Origin of the sequence: Duganella sp. Dugasp56 (assembly GCF_047304105.1) — a bacterium.
In the GTDB taxonomy this organism is placed as follows: Bacteria; Pseudomonadota; Gammaproteobacteria; order Burkholderiales; family Burkholderiaceae_D; genus Rugamonas; species Rugamonas hordei.
Window position 1 is genome coordinate 1 of the sequence record NZ_JBGLYQ010000009.1, and the last position, 15540, is coordinate 15540.

Below are 15540 nucleotides of genomic sequence, written 5' to 3' on the forward strand. Positions count from 1 at the left end.
CCCCCCCCCCCCCGCGCCGGCGCCTCGCCGCCTGCCCCCCCCCACCCCCCCCCCCCCGCTTTTCTTAGCTGTAGCGCACCTGCTCCAGCCACTCCAGCAACGGAATCGTGGCCGGCAGCAGCGGTTCGACGCCCACCGTTCCCTGCCATGCAAACGCCTGCCCTTCCAGGCTTTGCGGTTCGCCATGCCAGTCGCGGCTGATGTAGAAATGCAGCCGCACGTGCGCGTGCGGGTACACGTACTCGACGCCGCACCACTCCTCGGCGCTGTTGATGGTCAGCCCCAGCTCCTCGACAAACTCGCGCTTGAGCGCCTGCAGTATCGTCTCGCCCGGATCGACTTTCCCGCCGGGGAACTCCCAGTAGCCGTCGTACGGCTTGCCCGCCGGGCGCTGGCCCAGCAGCACGTCGCCGTTCGGCTTGACCAGGATGCCCACCGCCACGTCGACCGGCTTGACCTTCACCTCCGCGCCGCTCATGCCTGCTTTCCGGCGTAGTCCTTGGCGAACTGCCACGCCACGCGGCCCGAGCGCGAGCCGCGCTGCAGGGCCCAGCGCAGGGCGTCCGCGCGCGCCGCCTCGATCTGCGCCTCGCTGCAGCCCAGCGACGACAGCCAGTGGCCGACGATGGCCAGGTAGTCGTCCTGCTTGAACGGGTAAAAGGTCAGCCACAGGCCGAAGCGCTCGGACAGCGAAATCTTCTCTTCCACCGTCTCGCCCGGATGCAGGTCGCCGTCCTCGTCGTGCTTGTATGTCATGTTATCCGACATCCGCTCCGGCATCAGGTGACGGCGGTTGGAGGTGGCATAGATCAGCACATTGTCCGACTGCGCCGAGATGCTGCCGTCCAGCGCCACCTTCAGCGCCTTGTAGCCGCTCTCGCCTTCCTCGAACGACAGGTCGTCGCAGAAGACGATGAAGCGCTCCGGCCGCCCGGCCACGATGTCGACGATGTCCGGCAGTTCGGCCAGGTCGGCCTTGTCCACCTCGATCAGGCGCAGGCCGTCCTTGGCGAACTGGTTCAGGCAGGCCTTGATCAGCGAGGACTTGCCGGTGCCGCGCGCGCCCGTCAGCAGCACGTTGTTGGCCGGCTTGCCCTGCACGAACTGGCGGGTGTTCTGTTCGATCTGCTCTTTCTGCGGGCCGATGTGCTGCAGGTCGTCCAGCGCGATCGGCGACACGTGGGCCACCGCCTGCAGATAGCTGGCGCCGCCGCCGTTGCGCTTGCGCCAGCGGAAAGCGAAGCCCAGCTTCCAGTCCGGCTCGCGCGGCGCCTGCGGCAGCACCGCCTCCACGCGCGCCAGCAAGGCCTCGGCGCGCACCAGGAATTGTTCGAGAGGCGTCGCCATCTTAGGAACGGTAGTCGGCGTTGATGCTGACGTAGTCGTGCGACAGGTCGCAGGTGTAGACCGTGGCCGCCGCCGCGCCGCGCGCCAGCTTGACGCGCACCAGGATCTCGCTCTGCTTCATCACGCGCTGGCCGTCCTCCTCCTTGTAGTCCGGATTGCGGCCGCCGTTCTTGGCCACCCACACGTCGTCCAGGTACATATTCAGTTTGCTGACATCGAGGTCGTCGACGCCGGCGTAGCCGATGGCGGCCAGGATGCGGCCCAGGTTGGGGTCGGAGGCGAAGAAGGCGGTCTTGACCAGCGGCGAATGGCCGATCGAATAGGCGATCTTGCGGCACTCTTCGACGCTCGCGCCCTCTTCCACGGTGATGGTGATGAACTTGGTGGCGCCTTCGCCGTCGCGCACGATGGCCTGCGCCAGGAACAGCGACAGCTCGGTGACGGCGGCCGCCAGCTCGGCGTATGCCGGCGAGTCCACCGAATCGATCACCAGCGAGCCGGCGCCGGTGGCGATCAGCATGAAGGAATCGTTGGTCGAGGTGTCGCCGTCGATGGTGATGCAGTTGAACGACTTGTCGGCCACCTGCTTGACCAGCACGTCGAGCACCGGCTGCGCGACCTTGGCGTCGAACGCCAGGTAGCCCAGCATGGTCGCCATGTTCGGCTTGATCATGCCGGCGCCCTTGCTGATGCCGCTCATGGTGACGCTGTGGCCGCCGATGGTGACGCTGCGCGAACCGGCTTTCGGCTGCGTGTCGGTGGTCATGATGGCTTCGGCGGCGTTGTACCAGTTGTCGGCCTTCAGGCCGGCGACCGCTTGCGGCAGGCCGGCGATGACCTTGGCGGCCGGCAGCGGCTCGAGGATCACGCCGGTGGAAAACGGCAGGATCTGCGACGCGTCGCAGCCCAGTTGCGCGGCCAGCGCGGCGCAGGTTTCATTGGCCAGCGACAGCCCCAGTTCGCCGGTGCCGGCGTTGGCGTTGCCGGTGTTGATCAGCAGCGCGGCGATCGGCTTGCCGCTTTCCTTGGCTGCCGCCAGGTGGGCCTTGGCGATCTGCACCGGCGCGGCGCAGAAGCGGTTCAGCGTGAACACGCCGGCCACGGTGGCTGTAGGCGCCACTTTCATCACCAGCACGTCCTTGCGGTTCGGCTTCTTGATGCCGGCTTCGGCAAAGCCGATTTCGATGCCGGCTACAGGCTTCAGGGCGGAGGCGACGGGCAGAGGGGAATTGACGGCCATATAAGTGATCTCGTGGGTGGAAAGTGGGAGCCGCTATTGTAATACCTGATGACGCAAACTGCGCAGGGGCATAGTGGACGCCGCATGGCGGCCATGATGGATGTCGTACAACCCCATGATTTCGTTGAGAAAATATTCATTTTTCAACGCAAAAACCACAGAAAATTAGAACACTCGTTCGGTTTTTAATAAATGCGGTTCGTGCCGTACGGAAATTCGTTTATCGTGAGCCCCGAAATGCCCACCCCCGCATGTCACGAGACAAAAAGACGACACGATCGTCTGCCGCAGACCACACGGACAATAAATCAAAGGATACAGACCACATGAAAAAGCAAGTTTTAGCAGCTGCCGTCTTCGCCGCCACCGCCGCTCTGCAAGCGCAGGCCGGCACCCTCGATGACGGCAACCTGAGCATCAGCGGCTTCGGCACGCTGGGCGTCGCCAAGAGCAATACCGATCAAGCGCAGTTTGCCCGCTACAACCAGGCCGAAGGCGTGGCCGACAAGGCCAAGATCGGCCTGGACTCCAACCTGGGCCTGCAGGCGACCTACAAGCTCAACGACTGGCTGTCGGGCACCGCGCAGATCCTGACCCGCAAGAACACCAGCCCGAGCTTCACCACCGACCTGACCTGGGCCTTCCTCAAGGCCCGCGTCAACGATGAAGTCAGCGTGCGCGTCGGCCGCGTCGTGCCGGCCATCTTCCTGATTTCCGACTACCAGAACGTCGGCTACGCCAACACCATGATGCGTCCGCCGATCGAGATGTACGGCCAGGCCCCGATTGAAAACGTCGACGGCGCCGACGTCAACTTCCAGCGCGCCTTCGGCGATTTCAACTTCACCACCCAGGCGTTCGCCGGCGTCAGCCGCGGCAAGCTGTTCATCCCGACCGCCGGCGGCGTCGTCGCCACCTACCGCGCGCCGGCCGTCGGCATCAGCTTCACCGGCGAATACGGCCCGTTCCTGGTGCGCGTCGGCCACGCGCAAGCTGACCTGAAGAGCAACGACCTGACCCCGATCAACAGCCTGACCGCGACGCTGACCAAGGTCGGCTTCGGCCAGCTGGCCAACGACATCGGCCTGACCGACGGCAAGAAGATCGCCTTCACCTCGCTGGGCGCGACCATGGACTGGAACAGCATCCTGGTGCAGACCGAGTACGCGCAACGCCGCGCCAAGGAAGCCGTCTACATCCCGGACACCAACGCCTGGTACGTGCTGGCCGGCTACCGCGTCGGCAAGGTGCTGCCGTACTACGCGCACGCCGCCTACACCGACGCGGGCAGCTCGGTGACTCCGCCGGCCACCTTCCCGAAAACCGGCCCGCTGGGTTCGACCGTGTACGGCCTGCTGAAATCGGCCGAGCAATCGTCCGACCTGATCGGCGTGCGTTGGGACTTCGCCAAATCGATCGCGCTGAAAGTGCAGGTCGACCGCGTCAAGCCCAAGACCAAATCGGGTTCGCTGATCTACGTACCGGCAACCGGCATCACCAACAACGTTACCGTCGTCGGCGCCGCGCTCGACTTCGTATTCTGATCGGGAGGCACACATGAAAAAATTGATTATCGCCGCGCTGCTGTCGTCGCTGGCCGCCGCCGCCTCGGCGGAAACCGTCGTCATCGTCAGCCAGAAGAATCCGGCGACCCGCATGTTCTCGGAACAGGCGTCGCAGTTCTTCCTGGGTAAATCCAACCTGTTCACGCCGATCGACCAGGCCGAAGGCTCCCACATCCGCGCCGAGTTCTACCAGAAAGTCGCGGAAAAGGATCCGGCACAGGTCAAGGCCCTGTGGTCCAAGCTGGTCTTCACCGGCAAGGCCACGCCGCCGAAGGAATATCCGAACAATGCCGAGGTGAAGAAAGCAGTTGCTGCCGATCCGAAGGCGATCGGTTATATTGACAAGTCGGCAGTGGACGATACCGTCAAGGTGATCCTTACCCTGCCTTAACCCCAGGCAGCCGCTTCATCCCGCCGTCCCACAGGGCGGTGGGCGCGCTCCTGGCATACCCACCGGGAGTGCATGTTTTGAGACTATCGCTGCGCGCGAAATTCCTGCTGCTGAGCGCCGTCATCCAGGCGCTGGTGGTCGGCCTGCTGATCTGGAACAGCCTGCGCCTGATGAACCACGCCGTCAGCACCAACGCTGAGCGGGTCGCGCAAGAATACGCGGTAACGCTCAACCTCTCCCTCAGTCCCTACGCCACGCGCGGCCGCCTGCCGGAACTGGCCGGCTACCTGGCCGAAATGCTGTCCGACCCGGACGACAGCTTCCTGCGCTACCTCGTCATCCTCGACCAGGACGAACAACCTATCATCGAAGTGGGCAAGCGCGCCATGCCGCTGCCCGAAATCCTCAGGCAAGGCGGAGGCACCAGCTTCAAAGGCGTGCGCACCCTCATCAGCGGCGCCACGCTGCACGCGCGCTCGCCGCTGCTGCTGCAGGATAACCGCATCGGCTCGGTCAACTTCGGCCTGACCACCAAGGACCTGAAACAGGCGCGCGACGAGGTGATGGTCCAGGGCGGACTGATTTCGCTGGTCGGCCTGGCGCTCGGGCTGGTGCTGTTCTACGCCTTCACCCACGGCATCGGACGCCGGCTGGACGCGCTGACGGGCCAGTCGGAACAGATGGCGCTGGGCGACTACAGCAAGGCGCTGCCGGTCGAGGGCGGCGACGAGATCACCGTCTTCACCCGCGCGCTCAACACCATGAGCGCGACGCTGCGCGAGCGCATCGCCCAGCTGGAGCAGTCGCAATTGCGGCTGTCGGAATCGGAGGCGCGCTTCAAGACCCTGTTCGACATGGCGCCGCTGCCGCTGACGGTATCGGACCGCGACGGCCGCATCGTCGCCGCCAACCGTGCGCTGACGCATACCTTCGGCGCGGCCGCCACCAACCTGATCGGCAAGCGCAGCGACGAGGTGCCGTTCTGGGCCAGCGCCATCGAGCGCGAACGCATCTGGGATATGTACCGGACCGAAGGCGCCGTGCATGGCGCGGTGGCCGGCGTGCTGCTGCCCGACGGCAGCGTGGGCAGCGTGGCGATCTGGTCGTCGTCGCTGACCTTGGACGGCAACCCGTCCATCATCTGGGCGCTGCTGGACCTGACCGAGGAACTCAACGCCAAGCGCGAGCTGAAGGACTTGAACGTGTCGCTGGAGAGCCGCGTGAGCGAACGCTCGGCCGCGCTGGAGCGCGCCAACGCCGACCTGAGCGCGGCGCTCGAGACCCTGCAGCGCACTCAGGACGAGCTGCTGGCGGCGGAGAAGATGGCGTCGCTGGGATCGCTGGTGGCCGGCATCGCGCACGAACTGAACACGCCGATCGGCAACAGCCTGCTGGCGTCGACCGCGCTGCGCGACCGCGTGGTGGAATTCGACCGCCACGTGGCGGCGGGCGCGCTGCGGCGCTCCGAACTGACGGCGCACCTGGACGAGGTGCGCATGGCCAGCCAGCTGATCTCCGGTTCGCTGCACAAGGCGGCGGAACTGATCTCGTCGTTCAAGCAGATCGCGGTCGACCAGACCAACGACCAGCGGCGCACGTTCGACCTGCAGGCGGCGGTGCACGACACGCTGGCCACCTACCTGCCGCGCCTGCGCCGCAGCGGCTGCGAGGCGGTGATGCAGATCGAGGAAGGGCTGGTGTTCGACTCCTATCCGGGCGCGCTGTACCAGGTCTTGAACAACCTGATCAACAACGCGCTCAACCACGCCTTCGAGGGCCGCCACGGCGGCACCATCACCGTGCGCGGCGAGACGGTCGACGAAGGCATCGTCGAGCTGATGTTCAGCGACGACGGCGCCGGCATGCCGGAGGACGTGCTGCGCAAGGTGTTCGATCCGTTCTTCACCACCAAGATGGGCCAGGGCGGCACCGGGCTGGGGATGAATATCGTCTATAACATCGTGACCGGCGTGCTGGGCGGACGCATCACCATCGATTCGGCGCCGGGCGTGGGCACGGCGGTGCGCATGTTGCTGCCGCGCGTCGCACCGCAGCGCGAGACGAAGTAAAACGCCGCCGTGTTCGCGATCCCTTTCTGTTCTCCAGCCTACTTTGCCAGCAGCACGGTGCGGTTCAATACCAGTGTTGTCTGCTGTCCCGCCCCCGCCCCGGGCTGACCGGAGCCGACACTCAGCTTGTACTGGCCGGGCATCAACTGCCGCGTGCCATCGCGCGTAACAAAGCTCAGGTCGCGCGGCGACAGACGGAAGCTGATCTGGCGGCGCTCGCCCGCCTTCAGCGTCACGCGCTGGAAACCGCGCAGCGCCAGCCGCGGCGCGCCCTCGAATGCCGGCGGCGTCAGGTACAGCTGGGCGACCTCGTCGCCGGCGCGGGTGCCGGTGTTGGCGATCTCGGTGGTGACCACCACGCCGTTTTCCGGCGCGCCGCCCACCGGCGCTATCCGCAGCGGCGTATAGCTGAAGGTGGTGTAGCTCAAGCCGTCGCCGAACGAATAGACCGGCGTGCCGGCGTAATAGCGGTAGGTACGCCCCTGCATCGCGTAGTCGTCGAAGGACGGCAGGTCGGCCAGGCCGCGGTAGAAGGTCAGCGGCAGGCGTCCGCCGGGATCGGCGCGGCCCGCCAGCACGTTGGCGACCGCCAGGCCGCCGGCCTGGCCCGGATACCAGGCTTCCAGGATGGCGGCGGCGTTGTCCTTCGCCCACGACAGATCGAGCGCGCTGCCGTTCATCAGGACCACGACCAGGGGTTTGCCCAGCGCCTTGGCGCGCTCCAGCAAACGGCGCTGTTCCGCCGGCAGGTCCAGCGAGGTCTTGTCGCCGCCGGCAAAGCCGTCGATCTTCAGCGCCATCTCTTCGCCTTCCAGATCCGAAGTCAGGCCGACCACGGCGACGATGACGTCGGCGTCGGCGGTGCCGGCCTTCAGGTCGGCGTCGACGTCGGTCGAGACCCGTTTCCAGTACAGGCCGGGCACGCCGCTGCCGCCCGCCTCCGCATGGAAGCGCAGCGGGTAGCGCTGGCCCTGCTCCAGCCGGACCTCATGCAGTTGCAACGGTTCCGCCCATTGCGAATAGGCCACGGCTTCGACCGCCGGCCGGCCGCCCACCGTCAGCGTCCCCTTCACGCCGGTCACGCCGAGGCGGTAGGTGCCGCTCTCCGGCGCGACCAGGTCGCCGCTCCAGACCACCATGTGGTGTTCGTCGACCTGCTTCAGCTCGAGCGCATGCGATTCCAGCCCGGGCTCGATGCGGGTGGCGGCCGGCGTGCCGTCGTACTTGCCGTCGTTGCGGTTGAAGTAGTCCGCGCGCAGGCCGGGCTGGCCGTCGGGCGTGCGCAGCGCGGCCGCCGGAACCGGATCGCCGTCGGTGACCGAGGCGCCGGCGGGCACCAGCGTCACCCGCGCCTGCGGCAGCACGCGGCGCAAGCCGTCGACCACCGACACCGGCGGCGCCGACAGCGTCGAGGAGTAATTGCCGCGCAGGACGCGGGTGGCGTCGGCCAGTGGACCGATCACCGCCAGCTTCAGGCCGGGCTTGAGCGGCAGCACGCCATCGTTCTTCAGCAGCACCAGGCTCTTGGTCGCGGCCTGCAGCGCCAGCTCCTGATGCGCCGCCGTGCCGATGGCGCTGACCGGAACGGCGCTGCCGCCGCGCGGTGCGAATCCCGCTAGGTCGCCGTTGCGATAGCGCGCCGAGAACAGGCGCACCAGCGCGCGGTCGATATCGGCGCCGCCGATCAGGCCGCGCTGCCACGCTTCGCGGTAACGCGCGCTCAAGCCCGGCACGTCGCCCAGCGTCTTGGTGTTGCACTCGTTGTCGGTGCCGGCCTTCAAGGCCACGGCCACCGCGGCGGCCGGATCCGGCGCATATTTGTGCTGCTCCGAGATATCGGTCACGGCATCGCAATCGGACACCACATAGCCCTTGAAGCCCCAGGCGCCGCGCAGGGTTTGCTTGAGCAGCAGTTCGCTGCCGCAGGCCGGCTGGCCGTCGATGCGGTTGTAGGCGCACATGATCGATCCGGCCTTGCCGTCCACGATGGCGGCGCGGAACGCGGGCAGATAGGTGTCTTCCAGGTCATGCGCGGAGACGAAGACGTCGGCGAGGTGGCGGGTCGACTCCGGCCCGCTGTGCACGGCGAAATGCTTGGGCGTGGCGATCACCTGCGGCAGGTCCGGGTTCGGGCCCTGCATGCCCTGGATGAAGGCGACACCCAGCGCCGCCGTCAGCTGCGGGTCTTCGCCATACGTCTCCTGCCCGCGCCCCCAGCGCGGATCGCGGAAGATATTGATATTCGGCGACCACGTGTCGAGGCCGGTGCCGATGCGTCCCAGGTGCCCGGTCGCGCGGCCCAGCGTGTGCAGCGCGCGGACCTCGACGCTGATCGCCGAGGCGACCTGCTGGACGAGGGGGGCGTCGAAACTGGCGGCGAGCCCGATGGGTTCCGGGAAGTTGGTGGTCGGCACCGGTCCCAGCGCGCCGTGCAGCGACTCGGTCCACCAGTTGTAGGCGGGGATACCGAGGCGCGGCAGGGCCGGCGCCACGTTCAGCAACTGGTCTATCTTTTCGTCCAGCGTCATCTGCGCCACCAGGGCGCGGGCCTGCGTTTCCGCCTGGGTCCGCACATCGGCGCCCTGGGCGGCGGCCGGAATGGCCAACGCCAGGAGCAGCGCGCAGTAGGTGGATGTCCCCGTATTTTTTTTCATGTTAGTTCCAATGTTATAGAAGTCAAAAATGGTTGCGGTACCATTTTTGCTCGTGATCCTGTCGTCCAAAGTGCAGCCATGGAAATGTAATGCGGGGATTACTGAATAACCAATAACTTTTTAACGAACACCGATATCACTATGGATATCGCAGCCGTTTGCATGCGCAAAAAAAACCCGTAAAGCCTGGACTTTACGGGTTTGTTTGCTTCACGCCAGGCTGTTCAAGCCAGCTTGCCGTGGCAGGCCTTGTACTTCTTGCCGCTGCCGCAAGGGCATGGATCGTTGCGGCCGACCTTCAGGCCCAGCTCCATCAGCTGTTCGCCGCTCAGGCCTTGCAGTTCCGGCGGCAGGCCGCTTACCTGCGCGGGCGCCAGCAGTTCCTCCGGCGCGGCGTTCGGGTTGAAGTCGGCGTGCTGGTAGTGCACGTTTTCCACGTGCGACTGCTGCATGGCCGCTTCCGCAGCGTCGATCTCTTCGCGCGACTGGATGCGTACCGTCATGATCAGCTTGACCACTTCGTTCTTGATCATGTCCAGCATCTGGCCGAACAGTTCGAACGCCTCGCGCTTGTATTCCTGTTTCGGATTCTTTTGCGCATAGCCACGCAGGTGGATCCCCTGGCGCAGGTGGTCCAGCGCGGCCAGGTGCTCGCGCCAGTGGCTGTCGACGCTCTGCAGCATGACGTTGCGCTCGAAGCCGCCGAACGATTCCTTGCCGACGATATCGATCTTCGACTGGTACAGCGCGTCGGCAGCGGCCAGCACGCGTTCCAGGATGTCGTCGTCGTTCAGGTTCTGTTCCGTTTCCAGCATGGAGCGCAGCGGCAGGTCAATCTGCCACTCCGACGCCAGCGCCGCTTCCAGGCCCTTGATGTTCCACTGCTCCTCGACCGATTCCGCTGGCACGTATTCGCGTACCAGGTCGGTGAAGGCGCCGTGGCGCAGGGACTCGATCAGCTCCGAAATGTCGGTGGTTTCCAGCAGCTCGTTACGCTGCTGGTAGATCACTTTGCGCTGGTCGTTGGCGACGTCGTCGTATTCCAGCAACTGCTTGCGGATGTCGAAGTTGCGTGCCTCGACCTTGCGCTGCGCCGATTCGATCGAACGCGAAACGATGCCCGCTTCGATCGGTTCGCCTTCCGGCATCTTCAGGCGGTCCATGATGGCGCGCACGCGGTCGCCCGCGAAGATGCGCAGCAGCTGGTCGTCCAGCGACAGGAAGAAACGCGACATGCCGGGGTCGCCCTGGCGCGCCGCGCGGCCGCGCAGCTGGTTGTCCACGCGGCGCGATTCGTGACGCTCGGTGCCGACGATGTGCAGGCCGCCGGCGGCAACCACCTGCTCGTGCAACGCCTGCCAGCCGTCGCGCAGCGCCTTGGCCTGCGCGGCTTTGTCGGCGTCGCTCAGTTCAGGATTGGCTTCGACGAACTGGATCTGCTTTTCGACGTTACCGCCCAACACGATGTCGGTACCGCGACCGGCCATGTTGGTGGCGATGGTGATCGCCTTCGGGCTGCCCGCCTGGGCGATGATTTCCGCTTCGCGGGCGTGCTGCTTGGCGTTCAGCACGTTGTGCGGCAGGCCGCCCTTGGTCAGGATGCCCGACAGCAGTTCCGAGTTTTCAATCGAGGTGGTACCGACCAGCACCGGTTGGCCGCGGTCGTAGCACTCGCGGATTTCCAGCATCATGGCGTTGTACTTCTCGGCCGAGGTCTTGTAGACCTGATCCTGGCGGTCCTTGCGCTGCGAAGGACGGTTAGGCGGGATCACCACGGTCTCGAGGCCGTAGATCTCCTGGAATTCGTAGGCTTCGGTATCGGCGGTACCGGTCATGCCGGCCAGCTTCGCATACATGCGGAAGTAGTTCTGGAAGGTGATCGAGGCCAGCGTCTGGTTCTCGTTCTGGATCTTCACGCCCTCTTTCGCTTCGACTGCCTGGTGCAGGCCGTCGGACCAGCGGCGGCCCGTCATCAGGCGGCCGGTGAATTCGTCGACGATCACCACTTCATTGTTCTGCACCACGTAGTGCTGATCCTTGAAGTACAGCGCGTGCGCGCGCAGCGCCGCGTACAGGTGGTGCACCAGCGTGATGTTGGCCGAGTCGTACAGCGAGGCGCCTTCCGGCAGCAGGCCCATCTTGGTCAGGATCGCTTCGGCCTTTTCGTGGCCGGCTTCGGTCAGCAGCACCTGGTGGGCTTTTTCGTCCTTGGTGTAGTCGCCCGGGACTTCGATCTTGCCCTTGCCGTCCGGGGTTTCCTCGCCGATCTGCTGGGTCAGCAGGCGCGGCAGTTCATTGATCTTGTAGTACAGGTCGGTGTGGTTCTCGGCCTGGCCGGAGATGATCAGCGGGGTGCGCGCTTCGTCGATCAGGATCGAGTCGACTTCATCGACGATGCCGAAGTTCAGCGCGCGCTGCACGCGGTCGCGGGCCTCGAACACCATGTTGTCGCGCAGGTAGTCGAAGCCGAATTCGTTGTTGGTGCCGTAGGTGATGTCGGACGCGTAGGCCGCCTGCTTGGTGGCGTGCTCCATCTGCGACAGGTTGATGCCGGTGGTCAGGCCCAGCCAGCTGTACAGCTTGCCCATGGTTTCCGCGTCGCGCTGCGCCAGATAGTCGTTGACGGTGACGATGTGCACGCCCTTGCCCGACAGCGCGTTCAGATAGGCCGGCAGGGTCGCGGTCAGGGTCTTGCCCTCGCCGGTGCCCATTTCGGCGATCTTGCCGTAGTGCAGAACCATGCCGCCGATCAGCTGCACGTCGAAGTGGCGCATCTTGAAGACGCGCTTGCTCGCTTCGCGGCAGACGGCAAACGCTTCGGGCAGGAGCGTATCGAGCTCCTCGCCATTGGCGATGCGTTCCTTGAATGCAGGCGTTTTCGCTTGCAGCTCGGCGTCCGACAGTTTTTCCATCGCCGGCTCGAGCGCATTGATCTCGCGTACCGTTTTTTGGTATTGCTTGAGCAGCCGCTGGTTGCGGCTACCGAAAATCTGGGTCAGTAATGACATGCTTGAATTCTTGAAAAAACGCCGTTAAAAAAAGCTCTGTAGGTGAAAAACGCCTTACCGCACGGAGTTCGACTATGGCAAAAGACGGTGATTTTATCATGCGTCCGCGTCTACATTGGGTTATTGGCTTATATAACAATAGCCCAACAGTGAACAATGTCACAAAATCAAGGCATTTTAACCGGTGGTGACGTTTTTTTGCCGCTGTGATATGTTGCTGCGCATGCGCTTCAACTCTTCCAACCTGTCCATCAAACGCCGCACCGCCGTCGAGGCGACCGATTTCCTGCGCCGCGATGACAAAATGGCAGCATTGCTGCCCGCCATAGAACGCATGGCCTCGCTGCAAAAGGACTGCGCTGCGGCCCTGCCGGCCATGTTCAAGTATTGCGAAATCCTGGCGTTCGAGGATGGGCAGCTGACCTTGTCGCTGCCGAACGCGTCGCTGGCGGCCAAGCTCAAGCAGCAACTGCCCAAGCTGCAGGAGACGCTGGCGCGCCGCGGCTGGCAGGTGCACGGCGTGAAATTGAAGGTGCAGATGACCAAGCCGGCCGAGATCAAGGAGCAGATGCGCTCGCTATCGCTGTCGGATGCGGCCGTCACGGCCTTCGACGAGCTAGGCGATACGCTGGAGGCCACGCCGCAGAACGCCACCTTGATCGCGGCGCTGAAGGCCATGGTGGCGCGCCGCCGGCAAACTTCTTAAGTTAGTGCCCACTCGCGCGCCATCTGGCGCAGATAGGAGGGTGGAGCCACCTCGTTAGTCTCGAACGAGACGATTTCATACGCCTCCGGATGCTTCAGCAGCTCCAGCAGCAGCTGGTTGTTGAGCGCGTGGCCGGACTTGTGCGCCTCGTAGCTGGCCAGCAGCGGATGGCCGACCAGGTACAGGTCGCCGATCGCGTCGAGGATCTTGTGGCGCACGAATTCATCGTCGTAGCGCAGGCCGTCGGTATTGAGGATGCGGTACTCGTCCATCACGATGGCGTTTTCCAGCGAGCCGCCGCGCGCCAGGCCTATGCCGCGCAGCATTTCCACGTCCTGCATGAAACCGAAGGTGCGGGCGCGCGCCACGTCGTGCACATAGGAGACGTCGCCGAAGTCCACGTGGGCGCGCTGCTGGGTGCCGTCGACCGCCGGATGGTTGAATTCGATGAAGAAGTCCAGCTTGAAGCCGTTGTACGGGGTCAGCCGGGCCCATTTTTCCTTGTCGCCCGTGCCTTCGCGGATTTCCACCGGTTTCAGCACGCGGATGAATTTCTTGGCCGACGGCTGTTCCAGCACGCCAGCCTGTTGCAATAAAAACACGAAAGACGAGGCCGAGCCGTCCATGATGGGGATTTCCTCGGCACTGACTTCGATGTACAGGTTGTCGATGCCCAGGCCGGCGCAGGCCGACATCAGGTGCTCGACGGTCGACACGCGGGCGCCGTCCTTGACCAGCACGGACGCCATGCGGGTGTCGCCCACCGCCATGGCGCTGGCCGGGAATTCCACGATGGGCGTCAGGTCGACGCGGCGGAACACGATGCCGGTGTCGGGCGCGGCCGGACGCAGGGTCAGCTCGACCTTGGTGCCGGAGTGCAGGCCCACACCCGTGGTGCGGACCAGTTCTTTGATGGTGCGTTGTTTTAACATCCGGCGATTATAGCGAACTGTAGTTAAGGATGCTCAGCTTCGACATGCACCGCTTCGCGCCGCACCAGATAGATGCCGCTGCCGATGATGATGGCGGCGCCCAGCAGCGTGTAACCGTCCGGCAGCGTCTGCCAGAGCAGCCAGTCGATCGCCACGCCCCAGGCCAGGGCCGAGTATTCAAACGGCGCCACCACCGAGGCCTTGCCGGAACTGAACGCGCGGGTGATCGCCAACTGGCCGAGGAAGCCGCTCAGCGCCAGCGCCAGCAGCACCCAGCCGTCCTCGGCGCGCACCGGCACCCAGTGCTGGACCGACATCGCCAGGCCACCGGCCGCCATCAGCAGCAAATACCAGAACATCATCGACTCGTTGCTGTCGGTGCGCGCCAGCATGCGGCTGACGACGGCCGACAGCGCGTAGCACGCTGCCGAGCCCAGCAGCGCCAGCCCGCCCAGCGACAGGAAGCCCGTCCCCTCGGGACGCAGCACCACCAGCACGCCGAGCAGGCCGACCGCGATGGCCACCCACTGGCCGATGCCGACCTTCTCTTTCAATATGAACACGGACAGCGCGGTGATCAGCGACGGCGCGATGAAGAAGATCGAATACGCTTCGGCCAGCGACAGCGCCTTCAGGCCAAAGGCAAACGAGGTCAACATCGCGATGCCGAGCAGGCTGCGGAAAATATGCATGCCCCAGCGCACGCGGAAGATGCCGCGGAAGGCGCCGCGGTACAGCATGTAGCCGCACAGCAGCGGCAGCGAACTGAGGGCGCGCATGGCGGTCACTTGCGTGGCGGGATAGTGGGCGGACAGCAGCTTCATGGTGGTGTCCATGAACGAGAACATGGCGACCGCGGCCAGCATCGCGTAGATGCTGCGCAGGTTTTCTGAGCGGGTGACGGAGGACAGGGGAAGCTCCTTGCAACAGGTCCGGGGAGGACCACTGGAAACGTCATCATGGCGACGTCCGGAGCCAGGACCGGCAGGCTGTGCCCGGTCGTTTCGATTATAGCAAGGGGCTACTTTCCTTGCTATTCCCGTGCTCCTCTCAGTAAAGTTTCCGGCAGCTCACTCTAAAGCCGTGACCGGCCAGCCGATATGCGCAGCGCGGCGCAGGCTGGCTTTGACGACCATGCGGTGCATGGGCGCGATGCAAAACAGGTAGACCCGCCCCAGCAGATTGTGACAATGGACCACCGTCGAGACGGTCAGCTCGCGCCCGCCGTCGGCCTCCGGCCTGCCGCTGCACAGTACCGACACGCGGAAATCGAGATGCATATCGTCCTCGCCCATCACAATCTCAGTTTCGCTGGTACGGTAGACCTTGAAGATGCCAAGCCGCTCAGCCCTCACATCATGGGCCAGGGTTGCCAGATGCCTGGCGGTCTTCAGACCAAAGCCGGCAACGATCACATCGCGAAGAGTGGTGAGTTTCCCTATCCATGAAGGCTGATGCGCAAAGATGAACCGGGCCAGCAGATCCGGATCACCGGAGGCGCCGGACGGCAGCCGTATGGCAAATGCGTCGGCCAGGTTGACCGACTGGTAGAGGTCGGTGATGCTGGACTGCGCGGGAAGCGCAACCGGCGTTGCAAAGCTGAGTTCGATCGGCATGTGTCAACCATA

General features: G+C 64.7%; 12 protein-coding genes. 4 read left to right on the forward strand and 8 right to left on the reverse strand.

The genetic code is table 11. The annotated features are described in order from the left end of the window. Window positions 1-64 precede the first annotated feature (64 nt). From mutT to argJ, 3 genes are read right to left on the reverse strand one after another with little or no spacing between them, the layout of a single operon-like run. Window positions 65-478 carry an 8-oxo-dGTP diphosphatase MutT gene (gene mutT, locus ACCD07_RS07800; protein ID WP_176654616.1) on the reverse strand — a complete coding sequence of 138 codons (414 nt, stop codon included), beginning with the start codon at window positions 476-478 and terminating at the stop codon, window positions 65-67. Then, the gene (locus tag ACCD07_RS07805; protein WP_353399837.1) at window positions 475-1347 is read right to left on the reverse strand and encodes an ATP-binding protein; all 873 of its coding nucleotides are present in this window, start codon (window positions 1345-1347) and stop codon (window positions 475-477) included. Before ACCD07_RS07805 ends, mutT begins: the two co-directional genes overlap by 4 nt. A gap of 1 nt (window position 1348) precedes the next feature. Then, window positions 1349-2587, reverse strand: coding sequence for a bifunctional glutamate N-acetyltransferase/amino-acid acetyltransferase ArgJ (gene argJ / locus ACCD07_RS07810; protein ID WP_176654618.1), 1239 nt, complete (start codon window positions 2585-2587; stop codon window positions 1349-1351). A gap of 326 nt (window positions 2588-2913) precedes the next feature. Between argJ and ACCD07_RS07815 the strand changes: the two genes are divergently transcribed. From ACCD07_RS07815 to ACCD07_RS07825, 3 genes are all read left to right on the forward strand, one after another. Then, entirely contained in the window at window positions 2914-4131 is a 1218-nt protein-coding gene (locus tag ACCD07_RS07815; RefSeq protein ID WP_413447019.1) for a porin, read from the forward strand. Window positions 4132-4144: 13 nt separating this feature from the next. Next, a complete protein-coding gene (locus ACCD07_RS07820; RefSeq protein WP_176654620.1) occupies window positions 4145-4543 on the forward strand; it encodes a hypothetical protein in 399 nt (132 codons plus the stop codon). Window positions 4544-4620: 77 nt separating this feature from the next. Then, entirely contained in the window at window positions 4621-6612 is a 1992-nt protein-coding gene (locus tag ACCD07_RS07825; RefSeq protein WP_176654621.1) for an ATP-binding protein, read from the forward strand. 38 nt (window positions 6613-6650) lie between these two features. Here ACCD07_RS07825 and ACCD07_RS07830 read toward each other — a convergent pair whose 3' ends face one another. Continuing rightward, window positions 6651-9266 (reverse strand): glycoside hydrolase family 3 C-terminal domain-containing protein, encoded by a 2616-nt coding sequence (locus ACCD07_RS07830; RefSeq protein WP_413447020.1) that lies wholly within the window; start codon window positions 9264-9266, stop codon window positions 6651-6653. A gap of 224 nt (window positions 9267-9490) precedes the next feature. Continuing rightward, window positions 9491-12274, reverse strand: coding sequence for a preprotein translocase subunit SecA (gene secA, locus ACCD07_RS07835; protein WP_176654623.1), 2784 nt, complete (start codon window positions 12272-12274; stop codon window positions 9491-9493). Window positions 12275-12485: 211 nt separating this feature from the next. On the opposite strand from secA, the gene ACCD07_RS07840 reads away from it, so the two are divergent. Continuing rightward, window positions 12486-12980: a DciA family protein gene (locus ACCD07_RS07840; protein WP_176654624.1), complete on the forward strand. Its 495-nt coding sequence runs from the start codon at window positions 12486-12488 to the stop codon at window positions 12978-12980. Here ACCD07_RS07840 and lpxC read toward each other — a convergent pair. From lpxC to ACCD07_RS07855, 3 genes are all read right to left on the reverse strand, one after another. Next, window positions 12977-13912, reverse strand: coding sequence for a UDP-3-O-acyl-N-acetylglucosamine deacetylase (lpxC, locus tag ACCD07_RS07845; RefSeq protein ID WP_176654625.1), 936 nt, complete (start codon window positions 13910-13912; stop codon window positions 12977-12979). The genes ACCD07_RS07840 and lpxC overlap by 4 nt on opposite strands. A gap of 23 nt (window positions 13913-13935) precedes the next feature. Continuing rightward, window positions 13936-14778 carry a DMT family transporter gene (locus ACCD07_RS07850; protein ID WP_176654626.1) on the reverse strand — a complete coding sequence of 281 codons (843 nt, stop codon included), beginning with the start codon at window positions 14776-14778 and terminating at the stop codon, window positions 13936-13938. A gap of 204 nt (window positions 14779-14982) precedes the next feature. Further along, window positions 14983-15528, reverse strand: coding sequence for a DUF2867 domain-containing protein (locus ACCD07_RS07855; RefSeq protein ID WP_413447021.1), 546 nt, complete (start codon window positions 15526-15528; stop codon window positions 14983-14985). Between the last annotated feature and the right edge of the window lie 12 nt (window positions 15529-15540).

Coding starts and splice junctions, on each gene's coding strand:
- mutT (WP_176654616.1), bottom strand. CDS start 478: ATGAGCGGCGCGGAGGTGAAGGTCAAGCCGGTCGACGTGGCGGTGGGC.
- ACCD07_RS07805 (WP_353399837.1), bottom strand. CDS start 1,347: ATGGCGACGCCTCTCGAACAATTCCTGGTGCGCGCCGAGGCCTTGCTG.
- argJ (WP_176654618.1), bottom strand. CDS start 2,587: ATGGCCGTCAATTCCCCTCTGCCCGTCGCCTCCGCCCTGAAGCCTGTA.
- ACCD07_RS07815 (WP_413447019.1), top strand. CDS start 2,914: ATGAAAAAGCAAGTTTTAGCAGCTGCCGTCTTCGCCGCCACCGCCGCT.
- ACCD07_RS07820 (WP_176654620.1), top strand. CDS start 4,145: ATGAAAAAATTGATTATCGCCGCGCTGCTGTCGTCGCTGGCCGCCGCC.
- ACCD07_RS07830 (WP_413447020.1), bottom strand. CDS start 9,266: ATGAAAAAAAATACGGGGACATCCACCTACTGCGCGCTGCTCCTGGCG.
- secA (WP_176654623.1), bottom strand. CDS start 12,274: ATGTCATTACTGACCCAGATTTTCGGTAGCCGCAACCAGCGGCTGCTC.
- ACCD07_RS07840 (WP_176654624.1), top strand. CDS start 12,486: ATGTTGCTGCGCATGCGCTTCAACTCTTCCAACCTGTCCATCAAACGC.
- lpxC (WP_176654625.1), bottom strand. CDS start 13,912: ATGTTAAAACAACGCACCATCAAAGAACTGGTCCGCACCACGGGTGTG.
- ACCD07_RS07850 (WP_176654626.1), bottom strand. CDS start 14,778: ATGCTGGCCGCGGTCGCCATGTTCTCGTTCATGGACACCACCATGAAG.
- ACCD07_RS07855 (WP_413447021.1), bottom strand. CDS start 15,528: ATGCCGATCGAACTCAGCTTTGCAACGCCGGTTGCGCTTCCCGCGCAG.